Source organism: Priestia sp. JV24 (genome assembly GCF_025910025.1).
In the GTDB taxonomy this organism is placed as follows: domain Bacteria; phylum Bacillota; class Bacilli; order Bacillales; family Bacillaceae_H; genus Priestia; species Priestia megaterium.
Genome location: NZ_JAPCIN010000010.1, coordinates 143,897 through 162,113, shown reverse-complemented (window position 1 = coordinate 162,113; position 18,217 = coordinate 143,897). Strand labels below are relative to the sequence as shown.

Below are 18,217 nucleotides of genomic sequence, written 5' to 3'. Positions count from 1 at the left end.
GACGAACAAATGGGATAAAGAAGCTCGTATAGATCACTTGTTACACCGTCTCCACAAAAAAATCCGAACGCGTTTGATTCTCTATCAAGAATCAAACGCGTTCGGATCTCCCCTTTAACTAAACTACTTTTTTCATAGCCTCTATTAAAATTAAACGTCTTTTCTTTCTCCTGTAGCAGCCACTACAATCGCACTGCCTTTCTTTAACTCTTCTTCATATTTTTTTGTTTCATCTTTTGATAAGCCTAGTGAAGCCATTTTTGTTCGAAGCTCATCTTCTCTGGTTAAAAATAAACTCGCTGCTGAATGTAAAGGACCTTCTTCAGACAGACGAATAATATTTGTGTCCGTTACTTCTGTTAAATTTTTAGAATTTTCCTTGTCATACGTAAACACGTATACTTCATCTTTCTCAAAACCTTTGTCTGCAAATTGATTAACTGCTTCGTTAATATTTGCTCCTTTTTCTACTACTTCAACATGTTTCATTATTTATAACCTCCTGTTTCTATCGCACATCTTTCTTTTATACTTAGCAAAAGAATAAACTTCTTACTACTATATATACCCGTTTTCAGAAAGGAAAACCCGCATTTAGCGCTTCGGAGAGAGTTTAGAAATTCTTCCATAGTATCCTTTAATTAGACGCATACCTCTTTCGATTAACGTATCTAAAACGATTATTCAGCTGCTTTTCAGCTAACGTTCATAAGAAATTCATCTCCATTGCTTATCATAATAAAAGAAAAAGACGCTAATCAGATACTTTATACGCATAATGAATGTCTGTGTCAGAGTAAGCCGGATATGAATGCAACAATTCATATCCGGCTTTTTACATGAAAGAACTTCTAACAACATCCTGTCCTTCCGCCTTACAACATACTATAATTCTCCATATTAACTAAAAATCTAGGTTATATAGGAGGTTTTACAATTGAACAGCCAGCCAGAGTTAAAGAAAGAGTTAAAGATTAGGCACATCACCATGATTTCTCTTGGAGGAATTATCGGGGCAGGATTGTTTATCGGAAGCGGATCGCTCATTAACACCGCTGGCCCGGGATCTATTTTTTCGTACGCATTTGCTGGTTTGCTCGTTATTTTAGTCATGCGGATGCTTGGCGAAATGTCTACTGCAAATCCTTCCAGCGGTTCTTTTTCTACTTATGCAAAAGAAGCATTAGGCCCTTGGGCCGGCTACACGATTGGCTGGCTTTACTGGTTTTTCTGGGTTATCGTTATTGCTGTTGAAGCCATTGCAGGTGCAAACATTATTCAATACTGGTTCCCGTCTTTGCCCTCTTGGGGAGTAAGTCTTGCTCTTACTTTTTTATTAACAATGACCAATCTGTACTCTGTTAAATCTTTCGGAGAATTTGAATATTGGTTCTCTCTCATTAAAGTCGTCAGCATCGTTCTTTTTTTACTTTTAGGTATAGCTATTATTTGTGGATTTATTCCAGGCATTGATTCTCCCGGCACTTCTAACCTTTTGCATAAAGGCGGATTTTTACCAAATGGAATTAGCTCTGTATTTTTAGGAATTGCCCTCGTCATGTTCTCTTTTATGGGAACAGAAATTGTCGCAACCGCAGCAGGTGAATCATCTCAGCCTGAAAAAGCCATTACCATCGCGACCAATACCGTTATTTATCGCATTTTGTTTTTCTATTTAGGCTCTATTTTTATTTTAGTAACGGTTCTTCCGTGGAATTCGTCAAGCCTAATGAAAAGCCCATTTGTATCTATTCTTGAATTAGTGAATGTACCGGCCGCAGCTCAAATTATGAACTTTATTATTTTAACAGCCGTTCTTTCCTGTCTGAATTCTGGTCTGTATACGAGTTCTCGCATGCTGTTTTCCATGTCTCAAAACGGCGATGCGCCAAAAAGTTTTTCGAAATTAAATAAAAAAGGCGTGCCGGTTAGCGCGATATTAGCTTGTACAGTTATCTCGTACGTTAGCGTTATCTTTAACTACATTTCACCGGACAAAATCTTTTTGTTTTTAGTGAATGCATCAGGTGGCGTAGCGCTTCTTGTATATCTTGTTATTGCATTTTCACAGATTAAAATGCGAAAAAAATATGAAAAAGAAAATCCTGAAGCATTAAAAATTAAAATGTGGTTATTTCCTTACTTAACTTACGCTACAATCCTTGCCATCACTGGTATTTTTATAGCCATGGCATTTATTGATTCATTACGTTCTCAGTTCTTCTTAACTCTTTTAATTGCTGTACTCGTCGTAGGTTCTTTTTTCTTTCAGCGTACCAAAATGACGAGCGGCTTAGCAGCAAAAGAAAATACATCAAAATAAAAGAGGTTGAGACATAACTAAATGAATTCGATCTCAAGATGAACAAATGAGATAGATGAAACTATATTCACCATCAAAAAACGAACCACGAATCAAACATATTGATTAATGGTTCGTTTTTCACTTGGATTAAAATGCTTTTGTACCAGCCTCTTTTTATTTAACGAGATAAATCTCCTACAATTTTTGTTCCGTGTAATTCAGCTGCTTTTGTTTCTTTTATAACCGCCTCTGCGTTGCTTTCATGAATTCCTCCGCCGGGCAAAATAATAATACGGTCGTTAGCATATGTGATCAATTCTCGGATCATATGAAGATTTTGCAAAGCAGATCCTTTCCCTCCTTTGGTCAAAATACGGTCTGCTCCCAATTCACTAAGTATATCAATGGCTTTGTATTTATCTTTAATCTCATCAAATGCCATATGAAACGTAACGCTTAAAGGATGAGCTTCTGCTATTAACTCTTTAGTACGTCCGTAATCGATTTCAGCTTCTTCTGTTAAAATGCCAAATACTACTCCGTTTACTCCAAGGTCTTTACATGCTTTAACGTCTTTTTTCATAATTTGAAATTCTGCTTCGGAATATATAAAATCACCGCTTCTTGGGCGAATAATTACGTTGATATCTGTATCAAGATGTTCGCTTGCATATTCAATGGTGCCGTAACTTGGCGTAGCGCCTCCTTGACTGAGATTGTCACACAATTCAATGCGGTCTGCTCCTAGCTTTTCTGCTTTTTTTGCCTGCTCATACCCTTCTGCACACGCTTCTTTTATGTACTTCATACTCTCAACTCCTTTATTGGCTCTATAAATAAAGCCCATCTTTAAAAAGATGGACTTCCTTCTGCTATTTAATCGCTTTATGAACTTTTAATTTCTTTCCTTTAATCGTTTTGTTTTTCATTGCTTGTAACACTTTGGTACCTTTTCCATTCAGAATCTCTACATAAGAGACGTTTTCTTGGATCGTAATAATTCCAATATCGTCTGCGGTTACTCCGTCTAACTTTGCAATTGTTCCCACAAAATCAACCGCTCTAATTTTCTTTTTCTTTCCTCCGTTAAAATACAGCTTCATAATGTCTTTATTTAATGACTCGCTTTTATCTTTTTTAACTTCTGGACGCTCATTGATTTTTTCAGTAAAAGCGGATGCTGCCTGCTGTACTTCTTCTTTAGAAGGAGGAGTAGATGTTGAAATTGAAAAACCGATATATTCTTCAATTTCCGATAGCATTCTCTCTTCATAAGGCGTTACAAATGTGATAGCCTTCCCTTTTTTACCGGCACGTCCCGTTCTTCCTGTACGGTGAACGTAGCTTTCTTTTTCTAACGGAAGGTCATAGTTAATAACGTGTGTGATATTATCAATATCAATTCCTCTCGCAGCTACATCTGTTGCCACTAAATAGCGAAATTTACCTTTTTTGAAATCATTCATAACCTCAAAACGGTCTTCTTGCACCATTGCCCCGTGAATTTTATCACAAGGATACCCAAGATCATCTAAATCATCTAACAGCGTATTTACCTGCTCTTGCGTGCGGCAAAAAATGATGCAGCTGTCCGGGTTTTCTACTGTGGTTACGTCTTTCAGCAGTTCAAATTTACGTTCGTTTTCTACTGATATAACAGAATGGTCAATCGTACTTGTCGTTAATCCATTCGCTTTGATTTCAACATCAACCGGCTTTTTCATATACTTGCGAGAAAGCTCTTCAATATCTTCAGGAAGCGTAGCGGAGAAAAGCATCGTTACACGCTCACTAGGAAGATGTTGAATAATTGCTTCTACTTGGTCAATAAAACCCATATTTAGCATTTCATCTGCTTCATCAATAACCAAATAACGAATTTTCTCTAATGCAAGCGTTTCTTTTTCTATATGATCAAGCACTCGCCCAGGCGTACCTACAACAATATGTGTTTTTTGCTTTAATTCTACTTTTTGCTTGGCAAACGGTGATTTTCCGTAGACAGCTGCTGCTTTAATTCGCTTAAAACGGCCGATATTTGTAATATCTTCTTTTACCTGCGCGGCCAGCTCTCGTGTAGGTGTTAACACTAAGGCCTGAGGCTTATTTTCTTCCCAATTAACTAATTCACACAGTGGAATACCAAAGGAAGCCGTTTTTCCACTTCCTGTTTGAGACTTCACGACAACATCTCTTTCTTCTAGCGCGATGGGAAGCACCTTGCTTTGTACTTCCGTAGGATGATTGTATTGCAGGCTAGAAAGCGCCTTAGCTACCTTGTCACTAAGACCATATTGACTAAAACTTCTTTGATTCATTTTGTACCCTCATTTATTTTAAATTAGTGATTATCTTTATCATGACCTGATGCACTATGTTTCATTATACTTTAATTCTTCTATACGCGCTCAAGATTTAATGTAACATTGATTTGTCAAACAAAAGAGAAAAGCCGCTCTCTTATTAATAAGAAAACGGCTTTGGTATGAGCGATGAGGGATTCGAACCCCCGACCCCATCCCTGTCAAGGATGTATTCTCCCACTGAACTAATCGCTCGTGATTAAACTTTGATTTAACAACATTTCTGTTATATCTGTTGAGATTATTATACATGTTTGACAATCTCTCTGCAATCAATTTTTAATCATAATATTTAAAACAATATCCCGTGGAATGTTGCTTGCCAGTTTTCAAATAATGGTGGATGGTTGGACGTTTGATATTTAATATTTCACTTGCATATCTTATTGAATCATAAACTGTTTTCTCATTATCTTTTATTGCAATTATTTTTTTGCTTAAACTTGATTTTCTTATTTTTGCTTTTAATTCATCTGTCTTTCGTTCCCCATTGCACCAACACCAATTATAATCGTCCTGATACTGAGCCATTAATTTCATTTCATAATAATAAGCTTTTTTGCCAGTATTAAAATAAGCAATAAATTCTACATCATATTCACCATTATGTTTTGCTACTTCATCAATCCACTTCTTTGGTCGTTTAATTCGTTCATATGCTCGGTTGGGATTGCCACCTTGCCAATTGGAACCAATATAAAAAACTGTGTTTGTATTTTTGAGCTTATGTACATATACGTAATATTTCATATTCATCTCTCCACAAATGCTTTTACTACTGTTGTATTGTACTTTTTTGAAATGTAAATGGATTTACGAAAAAAAACAAAAAAATGACCACTTAGCCATTAAGGTTAAGTAGTCATTTATATAATAAAATTTCTATTTTATTAATATTCAATAATTCAATCTAAAAAGAAAATGAATACGTAACAAATGAAAACAATAGCTTTTATAGCCATTGCCAGTATCTTATTCTTTAATAAACCACACTTTCTACATATCAACTCTTTTTGGCATATACTAAGCTAACTGCTAAAAACTTATTATGCTAAGCATGCTGATGTTGAGAAGGCACTTGCGATAGCAGAAAATCAAATTGACCACTCATGATGTTATTAATAAACTGGTCATCCTCTAATATTGCATCGTACAAAGAGGTCATCCAATAATTATCTCCAAATTTATTATATTCCTTAGTTCTTAAGACTCTTAGCATATTCTTTATTGTTTCAAATGCTAAAGATTTGTAATCAGAGATTGTTTTAATTATACCCACTAATTCTCCACTTGCTTTTTCTTGATATCTATCTAATAATTTTAGCCTATTAAAATGACTGGTAATCCTCTCAAAGGTTGTATTATCTATGTCATTTTTCTCTAACCAAAACCTAGCCCTAGGTATTTTATTAGCTTCTAAATAATGTAATTCTGTATAAAGAAATTTCACTGTTGGAATAGCGTCATAATATAAATTAACAATTTTTCGTTTATTGTTTTCCAACCAACATTCTGATTTTAAAAGATTACACCTTTCACAACTTGGAATTAAATTCAGTGGCATGACACTAAATTCTGGAAACGAACTTTTAGGAATATAATGGTCAAATGTATTTTGTTCACCAATTAAACAGTATGGACATGTCCCCTTAATTACTTCTCTTTGTATTTCCTTAATATTTGCTTTAACTACGCCTAAAGCTACATTGTTTCCATAACATGAGAGCAAAACCTTCTTAACTAGAGTCCTTTGATAAAATAAATTCTTTTCAACTTGAGATAGTTCCCTCTTATGATTAGAATATTCACTATACCTTGCATTCACCCTATTTTGAATAATGTTCATTACGCGTTTGTGCTTTTGGTCTATTTTATTGTCAGCAATATCTTTATATATTTGAAAATAACTATCTCCTTCATACTCTTGCAAATTATAATCAATCATAGTCAACCCTGCCCTTTACTATATAGAGCACTTAAATATGCCATAGCATTTAAGCTAAGTTGCCCATCGAATTCATTCAGTACGTTGTCAAAATTTTTATGATTTGATAATTCTCTTAGCCAGTATTTATAATTACTTTCTTCGTCTGTAACACCAAATATTTTATCAGTAATTACTGATAAATTTTCCCCAAAGCTTTCTATATCTAACTTTCTTACAATCGGTGTATTTTCGATTCTTTCAAATACATTAATATAACGCGAAGGAGTTTCCTGAATTATTAAAGGTGAGTGTGTTGAAATAATAGCAAAGGAATTGAATTTTTCTAATAACTTATATAACATTCTGTAAAAGTTCGATATCGCATTAGGATGCAAATGTAATTCTGGTTCATCAATTAACAGTATTGAATCATTCTCAATGTTTGATATAACTTCAGTGATAATAGTGATTATTATATTTTGTCCTGAACTCATATTAGCATGGCTATTTCCAGAGCTTAATATTTCCAAAATACTTCTATGTTCTGGTTCAACAATCTCTTCTAATACCTCTTTCCAAAATTTCTCTTTTTCAGTTCCCTTTATCGCATTAAAAGAAATGGTGAATTTATCATATAAATCTTCTTTAGTGTAAATATTCCCTGTACTATCTCTTAACCCACAATATTTATAACTATACGTAGTTTCCCCTTCTTCTGGTCTATCAAATTCATCAAAAACACTATAAGAGACAGCAATAACTTGTCCGAAAGAAGGTCGTCTCGAAGGCTCGAACGTTCCTTGTTCCTCTACTTCATGCCCGCTTAAAGCATTAGCTATCCTAGCCATTATTTGTGTTTTCCCCGTACCATTTTTTCCAATAAGAACACTTATCCGATAAGGAAGGAAAATGTCCTCCCTAAAATCAAATTTTATTTCATGTTCCTTCGTTGCAAGCGGAAGTTTACTTTTGAAAGTAAATTTATAGAGCTTTACTATTTCTTCACCAAAAATTTCTTTTGCTTCGTGCAAGGCTTTCTCTGCAGAACTATATCTGACTAAAGAGTTTTGGAATCCTCTGTGATGTTTAAACTTTTTCCTTATCTTATCATTTATTGCAACATCATTAAGTGATTTTAATATTTCCTTTGAAACTTCTTCCCCTAATTCATATAATTTTTCATAATAACTTAAGTTCTGTCCTAAAGAACAAAAATCATCATTTAGCTCTGTAAATTTATCTTCTAAATAAAGTTTAGTATAGTAATACGGTGTGTCTTTTTCAAATTCTTCATCATATAAATCTCTTAAAATTTTTAATTCTCCTATTAGTTTTTGTTCATTTTCTGAAAGAAAATAAATCATAGTAAAGGCGGTCCTATAACTGTAATCATCCCATTCATCCATAGCTAAAACTACACAAGGATAAATACAATTATTAGGAGGGAATCCGTTCGTACTTTTATAAAATTGCATGTTTTTTGCTCCTTTATTTTCAATTTCGCATGGTGATTTTAATTAAAACTAGCAATAATTCAATTAAAATTTCTTTTATAGTAATTTTTTTAAAAAGCTACTTTATTATCATGTTTGTCACTTTTATTTTTTCTTAAAATTTTTATTCTTCTTATTAGCTAATACTTTCAATTGTTTGTTTATTTGTGCTGAAATTGTTTGATGATTAATTAAATATTCTTGATTAAATAAAGGAGAGCTATTACCAGTATAATGTTTCTGGGAATAATTTTTTATTTTAATATAAGTAGGTTTTATAATCCCATCCCATTTAAAGTTCACCTTTGGTGCATACCTTCCAATACTATTTAGATTTGGATTAAAATTAAATATTAGATACCTCTCTAAAAAATCTACTATTTCTTCTACCAACTTTCGCTCTTTTATTCCCTCTAAAGGAATTTTTTCGCTTTTTTTCAACTCAGGATAATGAGTAAAGGTTAACTCAACATGTGCCAAATAAATTCGTTTAAAAAACCCATCATATTCTGGACTAGTTAATTTTTGAGTAGCCAAATGCCCGTTAACAAATCTAGCACCATTTAGTCCCTTCTTTATTGTTTTCCCTATGTAAACAACTTTCTCTATATCGGTGGGGTCTGTTCCAACTTTGGAAAGGTTGGTATAAAAACCGCCTGTTCTTTTTCCTGTAACAGTAGTAATAATATAAAGTGGAAAAAACATATGATAGGGTGAACTCTTCTTTTTTCTATTGTTATAGGATTGAAAAGATTGTTTGTAGTTTTGTACTGGAATATGGTGAGCGGCAAAAGTGAAGTGACATTCTTCAAGAGTCAAATCATACGAAATTACTGTAAATTTGCTAGGGTTAAATTTAAATGACAGCATTATATCTTTTTCTCCTTTTTCTATAGAGCGATAATTCACTTAATACATAATAGTTCTTTTGAATCAATTTAGTTTAATATATTATAAGTTAAATAATACTATTTCCATGTATTTATTTCCATATGCAAATGATATAAGATAAATTTTACCGAAATTAGATTTAAAAATGTCACCGAATACTACAGCTTTAGCATATTGTACTGACTTATTCATCGTCATCATCCTCCAATAAAGCTAGTAGTGGGTTGACAGTTGGCATGTTTTCTGCTTCAGCATTAGCTAGTTTACGTTCCTCGATAGCTAGCTTAGCTACATCATTAGCCAACTTCAAGCGTTGGTTTAGTGGTATACATAATAGGTTCATATGAGTGGTAATAGAACGTTCGTAAGCATGTATCCTACGTTCAAGCTCAACCGCTCTATCGTCTAGCTCATCCATTTCTTCTAGTCGTTCGATTAAAACGTTCTGACGGTAAACTGAACGAGTTAGCGCTGTAAGGCTTGTACTGTCTGATTCAGTAAAGTTATCATTTAGCTTGACATAGCGGTCAAATAATGCTTTTTGAGCTTCTTTAAGCGTTCCTACTGGGTTTGGCGGTGTTTTTACTTGATTTAGTATCATTTCTTCAGCTTTCTGACGTTCTTTTCGTTCTTCTTTGCTTATTTTAGCGGTCATAGAATTGACAGATTTTGTGTTTCTACCCATTCTTAAGCTCCTTTCTGCTTTTTCGGTTTTTTCGGGAAAAATTTTTTTTGTACTGACCACCTTCCTGTCCATTCGGTTCCCTTAAAATTTTTTTCTTGGTGGGGTGGGGGACTTTTTATTTTTTCCTCATTTTTATTTCTCCGTAGCTATTTATATATTATATATATATGTTTCTCGAGTCATAATCAGCTATATATTTAACCATAATAAAAAGCACTCATTTATTGAGCGCTTATTTAATGTATATTATTATGTATATTATATTGGTATGCTATCGCATACCTATCTCATTCACTTCGTTCATTCGATTGTTGTGTTGTTGTTTATGATTGACCTATTTATACTTATTTGTTATAACAACTACCTGTATCATATTCATAATTTAAACCCGTTCCCTTCTTTTATAACTGTTATATCTTCAATGGGTTCACTTACAAATCGCATTGCTTCATTTATTGCTTTTTCTTCTTCTCTTTGCATATCAATAATGCTTTTCATTTGATGTTTAACTTCTTCATACATTGCTATCACAATGCTTTCTTCTGCACTACTTAATTGATGTTTATTACATATATCAAATACATCCCACAGTTCAGCTTCTGTCTCTGCTACTTCCGTTATTACCATTGCCATTTTGTCTGTTAATTCCATTTGAATCATGCTCCTATCTGTTTATTCATGAATGCACTTAACATTAAACTTGTACCGTCATTCACTGTTTTATTTGATTTAAATTTGAATGCTGCTAATTGCTTCTTGAAGTCGTCTTGTGTATCGCATGTATCAACCACATGATTATCCTCATTAACTTTTACAGCTGAATCATTGGCTTCATTAAAATCATTTGAATTTTCAGATGAGTTAATTTCTGTTATGCCTTTCATGAGCTGTTGTTCAAACTCAATACCATGCCATTTTTCATACATTTCTAAAGGTAGTGCACTTTCCTTTTCTTTGTACAATTGAACACGTTCATTGATTAACTTTTTGTATTCAAGCATTTGCTCTAGCTCACTCATACTTATTCCAACAGGACGATTTATATTTACAACTTCAATATGACTTACATTAATATCAAGCTCTGTAATACGCTGTTTTTCTTCTGTTATACCAAAAAGCTCCTTAAGCTCGTTAACCATTCCGAAGTTAATAATAGGTTCTTCAATTACAACACAATAATTAAGTCCGTAAGCTTTACCGACTTCCTGTAAAACTTTTTCCTGTAATAACTCTCTTTTTTTCTTGATGACTGCTTTATTAACTTTTGCTTTAACCATTGGGATAATTACACGCTGATGTTTTTCGTTATAAAGAAGCTTGTAAGCTTTATCGATAGCATTTTGACTATCTTTGCTCAATCGCTTCCTGTGACTGCCAACATTCTTTTCTGCATAATCAAAGTAAATTCGATTCACATGTTTCCTGTAATATGTTGGGTAAATTTCGCCAGTTTCTTCATCATAATCAGGAATGACATTTTCATCATATACCCATACTGGCGTTTCCAAAGGCGGAAGAATGATTTTGTTATCACGCATAAACTTAAAATAATTGGTGACAGTCGTTTTTGATTTAATATTTTTAATACCAGCTTGTCTCCCCAGTTTTGCTAACTCTTCATGAGTAGGAACCACTTTCTTTTCAAGCAATGATTTTAGAATTAGCTTTAATAATTGAATGTCCCTCTTGCCAATATCGCAGTTTAATATTTTTAGGAATGTTTCGTCTTCAAACTGTTTTAATGATTTTTTTTTAGGTGTAAGAACAAAGATTTGATTTCTTTTTCCTAAGATTTCAACATGGTATTTTTCTTCAAGGTCACTCACGTACTTTGCTTTATTGCGTCTAAACGTTTTTCCGTCTATACCGTTTAGCTCATGTTCGCATAATTGCGCTACTGTATATTCTTTTTTCATATTGGATAACTTCCTTTGTCTAATTTATTTCGTAGCGCTGGGTGAAGTTGTCGACTAATATATATACTTACTAGCGGACAAGTTGACTCAGCGCTACGCTCCTAATTTCTTTGCTTTGGTGATTAATGGAATATCGTTGTTTAACGCTTCCGTATTTGTAAACACGTACACGTTATAATCTGGATTTTTTTTATTAGCTATGACTTTATGTAAATCATGACCTCGTTTTAATAATTCCACTGCTAACCATTTCGTAAAGATATCTTTGTATTTATTCATTTTGGATAATCTCCTTTGACTGTCGTTTTGCTTATTTATATAAACTTTCTAAAGCTAGCTTTCTTAAAGCTGCTGAATATGTAAGTTCGTTGTTTTCTGCATATTGCATGATGTCTTTGTCTTCTTTTTCAGTGAGACGTGTCGAACGTTTCATTACTAAATTATGTCTTTTTTGTTTCAAGTTTTTAACTTCCCTTCTTTTCAAAAATCGTCGGTTAAGATATATATATACAAATTAAAATTGATGAAATAGATTTGCGGACATTTTTTTAATGAGTATTCACAGTTATTGTATTGTCTTTTTTGCCCATGTCAGGTTAGCATCCATATCTTTTTTGAAATTATTTTTCTTCATTAGACAATAGATAAAAAAATTTCTGGGCGGCAAATTTTTTCTATTATACAATTAAATAAATGTATAAAAGTGGGGGTAATAACGTGAGAAGAATTCTGATAGAAAGTGCTGTAGAAATGCTATTGGATAACTATAATTCAGCAGAATTTAGAGAAGTATTTTTTATGAGAGCTTTAGATTACTTGATTTACGATAAAGAAGTTGACTTGCTCGCAGATATTCCATTGTTGGCAGAAGTAATATATGAAAAAAATGCTCACTTCTTAATCGAACCACTAAGAATATATAACCGATTGGCCAGTGAAGAAATTGAGAGATTACTGGCATAAAGCAATATCTAATGAGCTACATAATAGGAGGAAGAAAAATGAAAAAAACACATGAATTTGAAATGACCATAAACGGAGAAACAATCAAATGGCAGGAAAAATCACATGCACAAATCTTCCGCAACTTCTGGACATACTTCATGGAAAAGGACCTTCAAAAAACGATTCATACAATCAAACTTGCTGGAATCCGTACTTCGGACAAGGAGTACTTTGTTGCTAAAAACGGAGGTAAAAAGAAAAATATTCACGTTAAAGACGATTTGTGGGTTTACACTCATATGAATCCTGAAGCGATGGAAAGGGTTTATAAAAAATTTATTAATGGCTGGGAAAAAAATCACGAAACTATGGAGATTAAAACTTCTAATGATGAGTCTAATCAAGAATTTGAATTAGAAGTACCAACAAAAAATGATGAGATTGTTTCTGGTGATTCCCTTCTGTTAAAAAATAAAGAAAAAAGACAATTTATTCAAGACGAAGTATTAACTACACCAGAAGCTATTGAGCTTCTAGAAATTTCAAGGGCAAGATTAAGCAAAATGATTAAAGACGGTAAGATTACTCCAGCTAAAAAATTAGGGTGTGTAAGCTTATTTTGGAAAGGTGATGTAATTGATAAGAAAAAAGAACTCGTTAAGCTACGAAAACAGTACCGTCCTTTTGAAAATTAAAAGCGCTTTAAGTTAATTTTTCAAGTTACTTAAACAAAGAAGGACATTAAATAATTGTCTGTTTAATGTCCTTCCTTAGCTAATAGCACTTATTGATTTTTCAATTTATGTTCTCCTAATTCCAAGTACCTTGCATGAAATAAATGATTTATTTCATTAGAATATAAATATTTGTTTTGTCTCTTAAGGAACGTACCTCTTGCCAAATTAATTTTTCTGTTTTGATTTGTTCATTACGCTTCCTTATTTCTTCTAATCTCAAAAAACTTTCTCTCCGAAGATAACTTTTAAACTATATATTTATATTTACCAATGCTTTTTCTTTAATTTTCTTCAAGTCTTCTTCTAACTCGAGCTGATGAATTTTCCTATGGCAGTTAGGGCATACAGCAACGACATTATCTATAGTATCTGTACCACCTTGAGATAAATAATGAATATGATGCACTTCTAAAAACGGATTTCCTTTTTTATCTATAAAAGGAGCTTTTTTATCACATAACTGGCAAATACCTTTTGACATTCTTTTTGCAAATTCTTTAATATACACACTTCTAGGAAAAACTGATACTTTTCCTACCTTACGACTGTCTACTTCATTTGTTTGTCCATTTAAGATATTCTGTTTTAATTGTTCTAAAGGCAAATTTTCAAAGTACTTAACTTTCATTTCACAAAACTCTTCATACATTTCAGGAAAGAGCTTAGCTTGGTCATGTTCTATTCCCTCCTTCCATGTTTTTTGGTTGTTTTTTACTCTCCATATCGAATCATATCTACTAGCCCATATTTCTCCAAGTTCTGTATCGTATTGTTTCGCCTCAGCAATAATATTCATAGCTTCTTCTTGAGATTTACATAGCAATATTTGATGTATAAATAAACTATTATAGTTTCGTTTAGTTTTTGATAAGATATGTTTTTTTAACTCAACACATTCTTCATATTCTTCGAGAAAATGTATCAATGAATGAGCTAAAAACTTAAATGGTAATCTATTTTTATATTCACCGAAACTATTGTAAAACTCTTTAACTTGTTGATAATCTTCAAGAAAATATAACATCATTTTAAGTTCATTTAATTCAGGTCTTCTATTTTCTCTTTTCATTAAATCTAAATATAAGAGTATTTCAGATAAATCCATTTTAATATTCAATAGTAAAAATCCCCTTTTTTAACTATTATATCAATACAAATTCTTATTTTGTCAGATTTATTTCTAGTGGTTTGCCAGTTTTACATCAACTTAAGTTTTATCAATTCATAATGCATAAACTATTTTTTCCACTACAAAAATATCAATAATTGCCTTACATGAAAATTCAACGCAATACAATAGTTATGTAAGACAACAACGACAAATAAAATCACTGGAGGTCATTGTATAATGACACAACTTTTAGAAATGAATAATGTAATCGAAGAAGTAGAATTACAGGAGAAACTATATTCAGTTCGCAAAAACTGGAACGTATTAAATCCATATTTACATGATAAAAATGTTCAAGCAGTTCTCAATCAAGCTATGAGTGAATTTTGCGAAGGAAACCCAAACGGAAGAATGTGGGAATCAGGCGATGCACCATGGGAGTATACAACTAGCGATTATTGGTGCAATCATATTGGCGATGCTACTCAGAACAATGAAAAATTCCAAAAAGAAGAAAATGAGCTGTTCGAAAAACTTTACGACTCATATTATGATACTAATGATGAGGATGACTTATGGTTTGAAATGTGGAATACAAAAGAACACTGTGAATTGATTAATAAATATTACGATATTTATTCTCCCAAAAAAGGCACAATTGAATGGTATCAATTCGTTCATGGGTGTCATTGGATTAATAGATTTACAGCTGCCTTAATATCGAAAGCGTTGAACGTAGAAGTTGACGTTTGGAAGACCGATACACATACAATAGCTACATTTATAAAGGATGATGTTATATATTATGCAGATATTTTAAATGAATGGGAGAGTCTGCAGAAGCTATATGATTTCATGGGGGAAGAGATTGATTTCTATTCTGTGTTCGATGAAATTGAATAATGTAAGAATACCCAAAAAGCCAATGACTTTTATAAGTCACTGGCTGGCTTTCTTTATTTATTATTTATGTATCACCTACTTTTAACACCTATAAAATTTTTTTATTACCTGATACAGCATACTTCAATGAAATCTTAAAACTTACTTTCTAACCTCAATTAATTTTTTAAAAGCTTTAAATTTGTCCATACTGTCCTTAAGTTTAAAATTCTCTGATGATTTTTCATCATCATCAGTTTCTTCCATATCTAAGACATCATACTCTAATATTAAATCTTTAAATTTATGATTTTCTTTATATAATGAATTTATAAGTATTAGTTCAAATTCAGCATTAGACCATTGAGCACGCAACATACCAAAATAATATCTTTTATCACCTATTATTGGTTCCCGTCCAGTCTTATTTTTTATTCTTTCTTGTTCAGTTTTATCATCAGCTACATTATTTACTATAAATTTCACTATCCTATAGTTGTTTCTCACATAATGCCCAATACTATTTCCATGTTTATTATGAAAGTCTTCATAAACTTCATTTAACATTTCTTGACTAATAGTGTCAAAATTATCAAATACTTTATTTAAATAATTTTTGTCTAGTTTTCCTACTCTCTGCCAATCCTTGATGTACGAGGAATCTGACTTCTCACTAAAAAAGTGCATTTGAGCTAATTTTTGCTTACAAATGTCTCTTAATTCAGTGATTGCTTCTCGACCATTATAAGTTTTTTGTGATTCAGTTATCATAATATGATTAACAATTTGATGATTAAGTGACAACATATTAAAAAAGGCGTTGTCTATCTGTTGAACCTTAGCTGTATTATTTCCCGTTTCAAATTCTTTTCTTGTCTGCGCGAGTTCCTTCCGCTGTAACTCTAACTCTTTTTTTTGCATTACTATAGCTGCAATTACAAACATTATGGACGCTAAAGTAAATAACCCTACCGTAGTACCTCCAAAGAAGTCTCCTACTACTCCTAGTTCGTCAAACTGTTTATAAGTAATCTTCCATCCTAATTGATGGAGTATAATAAAAGGTGTAGCAATTGCCACAATAATTACAACAATGCCTATTAAAATCCACCAATTTTCTTTCTTCCCAAAGAAGTTTACCTCTTCCTCCCCAGGATTTTTATTCTTTTTAAACAAAATTATACCTCCTCTTCGCAATAATCCAATTTTATCTTAGAAAATATAAATTTGGCAATATATTAGTAAATTTGATTGAAGTATTCAATTGGTTTAAAATACCTATATAATCAATAAGCTATTCTTTTTTGAAATATTAAATTGAAAGGATGGGGATTTTAATGCGTGATATTATATGTTCAAAGTGCAACACAGAGTATTTTTTACAGCATTTTAAAATGCCACTCAAAGATAAGGGCGATACTTTATATTGCAAATGTGGAAATGAATTGTATAGTTACGATAAAGGCACTGATGATTATAATTTGATAGAAGTCGGCGAATACAGAAGAAGAATGCAGGCATTGGAAGAAGAGCGCTCCAAATATCCGTTTTGCGATTGTGGTTTACGGATGGTTCCAAGGTCAGGTCCTTATGGTAAGTTTTATGGTTGTTCTAAATACCCAAGAGGTTGTAAAAAGGTAATCAAACGATAATTAACCAGCAACATATTTTTCATTTTATAAATTAATTAAATAAAAAAACACCGTACTTGCTTGTACGGTGTTTTAAGTGACTTCATAAAGCTTTTATTTTGCCTTTAAATTTAAATCAGATACTGTGAACTCTTTAGATAAATCATTTTGATACTTCTTAAAGAATTCCTCTTCTATTCCCAGCAAATTAGACAAAAATTCTATATCAACCATAAGCGTGTCTAAAAGAGTTCGTAATGATAGGTAGTTTTTATCAAACAATAGTTGCAAGATACTTCTTACTTTTCCAGGTCTCATAACTTTCAACTTATCATCAAGTGGTTCAACTACTTTATACCCGAGTTGATTCAACTTTATGTTGAAATATCTATACTGTTGATAGTCTAACAAGCCTAGAGATTGAGCTCGATAAGCAAGCGCTTGGAAAGAAACAAGCCATTTCTTTTTTAAATCCATATAAGAATCAGGATTTGATTTTCTTGGAAGAGTATTAAAGTCTTTAATAAACTCTTCCTCAGGAAGTAAAAAAGCCCCGGCAAACCAGTCTGCTTCTTGCTCATACTGTCTATGCGATTTATTATCTAAAGAAGAAAACTCAACTTTATAGTGTAATAATAAATGCCCTAGTTCATGAGCTAAGTCGAAATTTCTTCTAACTGCAGAGCGTTTTAAATTTCCCAACATTATAAAAGGTCTGTCGTCCTCAGACCATAAACTATAAGCGTCTATCTTTTCCCCTATAGCTTTTTCAAAGATAAATACTCCTTTTTTTTCAAGAATAAATAACAAATTTAAGTTGCTTTTGTTATCTAATCCTAAAAATTCTCTTGCTATCTTAGCAGCTTTATAAATTTTCACCTTAGATTCGTCATTTGAATTAATCATATATTCAATGACCTTTTCTCTCAAAATAACGATTTCATTCTTTGGATAATGCAGTTTCTTTTCTATAACGTTCAAAAATGCACTGATATATTCAATATTTTTAGCTTCACTTTGAGTTTTTTGAGCACTATTTATAATTTGAGCTCGATAAGCGATATGGCCTTGCTGTATATTCGATTTTCCATTTTTATTAAGGAAATCTTCAGAGTAAAAATATTTACTTTTTACTTTGAAAATCTTTTTTAATTCGTTAACAACTTCCAATTTTGGAGACATATAACCATTCTCATATTGCCAAACAGATTGCTCAGTAATTTCGAGCCTGTCAGCAAGTTGTTTCCTTGTATAACCATGGAGAATTCGAATGTTGGTCAAATTTGTACCAACAAACATGGATATCTACCTCCTAAACTATATTTCTACTT

The 18,217-nt window shown here is 32.3% G+C and carries 20 protein-coding genes and 1 tRNA gene; 5 read left to right on the top strand and 16 right to left on the bottom strand.

The window, feature by feature from the left end:
- Positions 1–150: 150 nt before the first annotated feature.
- Positions 151–489, bottom strand: a complete 339-nt coding sequence (locus OK414_RS03735; protein ID WP_013081802.1) for a general stress protein — start codon at positions 487–489, stop codon at positions 151–153.
- A gap of 499 nt (positions 490–988) precedes the next feature.
- Here OK414_RS03735 and OK414_RS03730 point away from each other — a divergent pair, with 499 nt between their 5' ends.
- The gene (locus OK414_RS03730; protein ID WP_051045938.1) at positions 989–2,323 is read left to right on the top strand and encodes an amino acid permease; all 1,335 of its coding nucleotides are present in this window, start codon (positions 989–991) and stop codon (positions 2,321–2,323) included.
- A 160-nt stretch (positions 2,324–2,483) separates the two neighbouring features.
- On the opposite strand, the gene OK414_RS03725 is transcribed toward OK414_RS03730, so the two are convergent.
- From OK414_RS03725 to OK414_RS03670, 12 genes are all read right to left on the bottom strand, one after another.
- Entirely contained in the window at positions 2,484–3,113 is a 630-nt protein-coding gene (locus OK414_RS03725) for a copper homeostasis protein CutC (protein ID WP_034654301.1), read from the bottom strand.
- A gap of 64 nt (positions 3,114–3,177) precedes the next feature.
- Entirely contained in the window at positions 3,178–4,623 is a 1,446-nt protein-coding gene (locus tag OK414_RS03720) for a DEAD/DEAH box helicase (RefSeq protein ID WP_016763084.1), read from the bottom strand.
- A 168-nt stretch (positions 4,624–4,791) separates the two neighbouring features.
- Positions 4,792–4,863: transfer RNA gene (locus OK414_RS03715), tRNA-Val, on the bottom strand.
- A gap of 84 nt (positions 4,864–4,947) precedes the next feature.
- Positions 4,948–5,418, bottom strand: coding sequence for an NUMOD1 domain-containing DNA-binding protein (locus OK414_RS03710; RefSeq protein WP_263045712.1), 471 nt, complete (start codon positions 5,416–5,418; stop codon positions 4,948–4,950).
- A gap of 301 nt (positions 5,419–5,719) precedes the next feature.
- Positions 5,720–6,613 carry an HNH endonuclease gene (locus OK414_RS03705; RefSeq protein ID WP_263045713.1) on the bottom strand — a complete coding sequence of 298 codons (894 nt, stop codon included), beginning with the start codon at positions 6,611–6,613 and terminating at the stop codon, positions 5,720–5,722.
- Between the two features lie 2 nt (positions 6,614–6,615).
- The gene (locus OK414_RS03700; protein ID WP_221814773.1) at positions 6,616–8,070 is read right to left on the bottom strand and encodes an AAA family ATPase; all 1,455 of its coding nucleotides are present in this window, start codon (positions 8,068–8,070) and stop codon (positions 6,616–6,618) included.
- A gap of 123 nt (positions 8,071–8,193) precedes the next feature.
- Positions 8,194–8,958, bottom strand: a complete 765-nt coding sequence (locus tag OK414_RS03695) for a hypothetical protein (RefSeq protein WP_263045714.1) — start codon at positions 8,956–8,958, stop codon at positions 8,194–8,196.
- Between the two features lie 205 nt (positions 8,959–9,163).
- Positions 9,164–9,664: a hypothetical protein gene (locus OK414_RS03690; protein WP_263045715.1), complete on the bottom strand. Its 501-nt coding sequence runs from the start codon at positions 9,662–9,664 to the stop codon at positions 9,164–9,166.
- A 375-nt stretch (positions 9,665–10,039) separates the two neighbouring features.
- Positions 10,040–10,315, bottom strand: a complete 276-nt coding sequence (locus tag OK414_RS03685; protein WP_221814776.1) for a hypothetical protein — start codon at positions 10,313–10,315, stop codon at positions 10,040–10,042.
- 5 nt (positions 10,316–10,320) lie between these two features.
- On the bottom strand, positions 10,321–11,580 hold the full coding sequence (locus OK414_RS03680) for a hypothetical protein (RefSeq protein ID WP_263045716.1): 1,260 nt from the start codon (positions 11,578–11,580) through the stop codon (positions 10,321–10,323).
- Positions 11,581–11,673: 93 nt separating this feature from the next.
- Positions 11,674–11,859, bottom strand: a complete 186-nt coding sequence (locus tag OK414_RS03675) for a hypothetical protein (protein WP_263045717.1) — start codon at positions 11,857–11,859, stop codon at positions 11,674–11,676.
- 31 nt (positions 11,860–11,890) lie between these two features.
- The gene (locus OK414_RS03670; RefSeq protein ID WP_221814779.1) at positions 11,891–12,040 is read right to left on the bottom strand and encodes a hypothetical protein; all 150 of its coding nucleotides are present in this window, start codon (positions 12,038–12,040) and stop codon (positions 11,891–11,893) included.
- A gap of 257 nt (positions 12,041–12,297) precedes the next feature.
- Here OK414_RS03670 and OK414_RS03665 point away from each other — a divergent pair, with 257 nt between their 5' ends.
- Both OK414_RS03665 and OK414_RS03660 read left to right on the top strand, forming a co-directional pair.
- A complete protein-coding gene (locus OK414_RS03665) occupies positions 12,298–12,543 on the top strand; it encodes a hypothetical protein (protein ID WP_221814780.1) in 246 nt (81 codons plus the stop codon).
- Between the two features lie 443 nt (positions 12,544–12,986).
- Entirely contained in the window at positions 12,987–13,220 is a 234-nt protein-coding gene (locus OK414_RS03660; protein WP_252298921.1) for a helix-turn-helix transcriptional regulator, read from the top strand.
- Positions 13,221–13,512: 292 nt separating this feature from the next.
- Here the strand turns inward: OK414_RS03660 and OK414_RS03655 are convergent, their stop codons facing one another.
- Entirely contained in the window at positions 13,513–14,379 is an 867-nt protein-coding gene (locus OK414_RS03655; RefSeq protein ID WP_263045718.1) for an HNH endonuclease, read from the bottom strand.
- Positions 14,380–14,610: 231 nt separating this feature from the next.
- Between OK414_RS03655 and OK414_RS03650 the strand changes: the two genes are divergently transcribed.
- Entirely contained in the window at positions 14,611–15,276 is a 666-nt protein-coding gene (locus tag OK414_RS03650; RefSeq protein WP_263045719.1) for a hypothetical protein, read from the top strand.
- Positions 15,277–15,417: 141 nt separating this feature from the next.
- On the opposite strand, the gene OK414_RS03645 is transcribed toward OK414_RS03650, so the two are convergent.
- A complete protein-coding gene (locus OK414_RS03645) occupies positions 15,418–16,431 on the bottom strand; it encodes a putative phage abortive infection protein (protein WP_263045720.1) in 1,014 nt (337 codons plus the stop codon).
- A gap of 161 nt (positions 16,432–16,592) precedes the next feature.
- On the opposite strand from OK414_RS03645, the gene OK414_RS03640 reads away from it, so the two are divergent.
- On the top strand, positions 16,593–16,907 hold the full coding sequence (locus OK414_RS03640; RefSeq protein WP_263045721.1) for a hypothetical protein: 315 nt from the start codon (positions 16,593–16,595) through the stop codon (positions 16,905–16,907).
- A gap of 93 nt (positions 16,908–17,000) precedes the next feature.
- On the opposite strand, the gene OK414_RS03635 is transcribed toward OK414_RS03640, so the two are convergent.
- Positions 17,001–18,185, bottom strand: a complete 1,185-nt coding sequence (locus OK414_RS03635) for a helix-turn-helix domain-containing protein (protein ID WP_252298720.1) — start codon at positions 18,183–18,185, stop codon at positions 17,001–17,003.
- Positions 18,186–18,217: the final 32 nt, after the last annotated feature.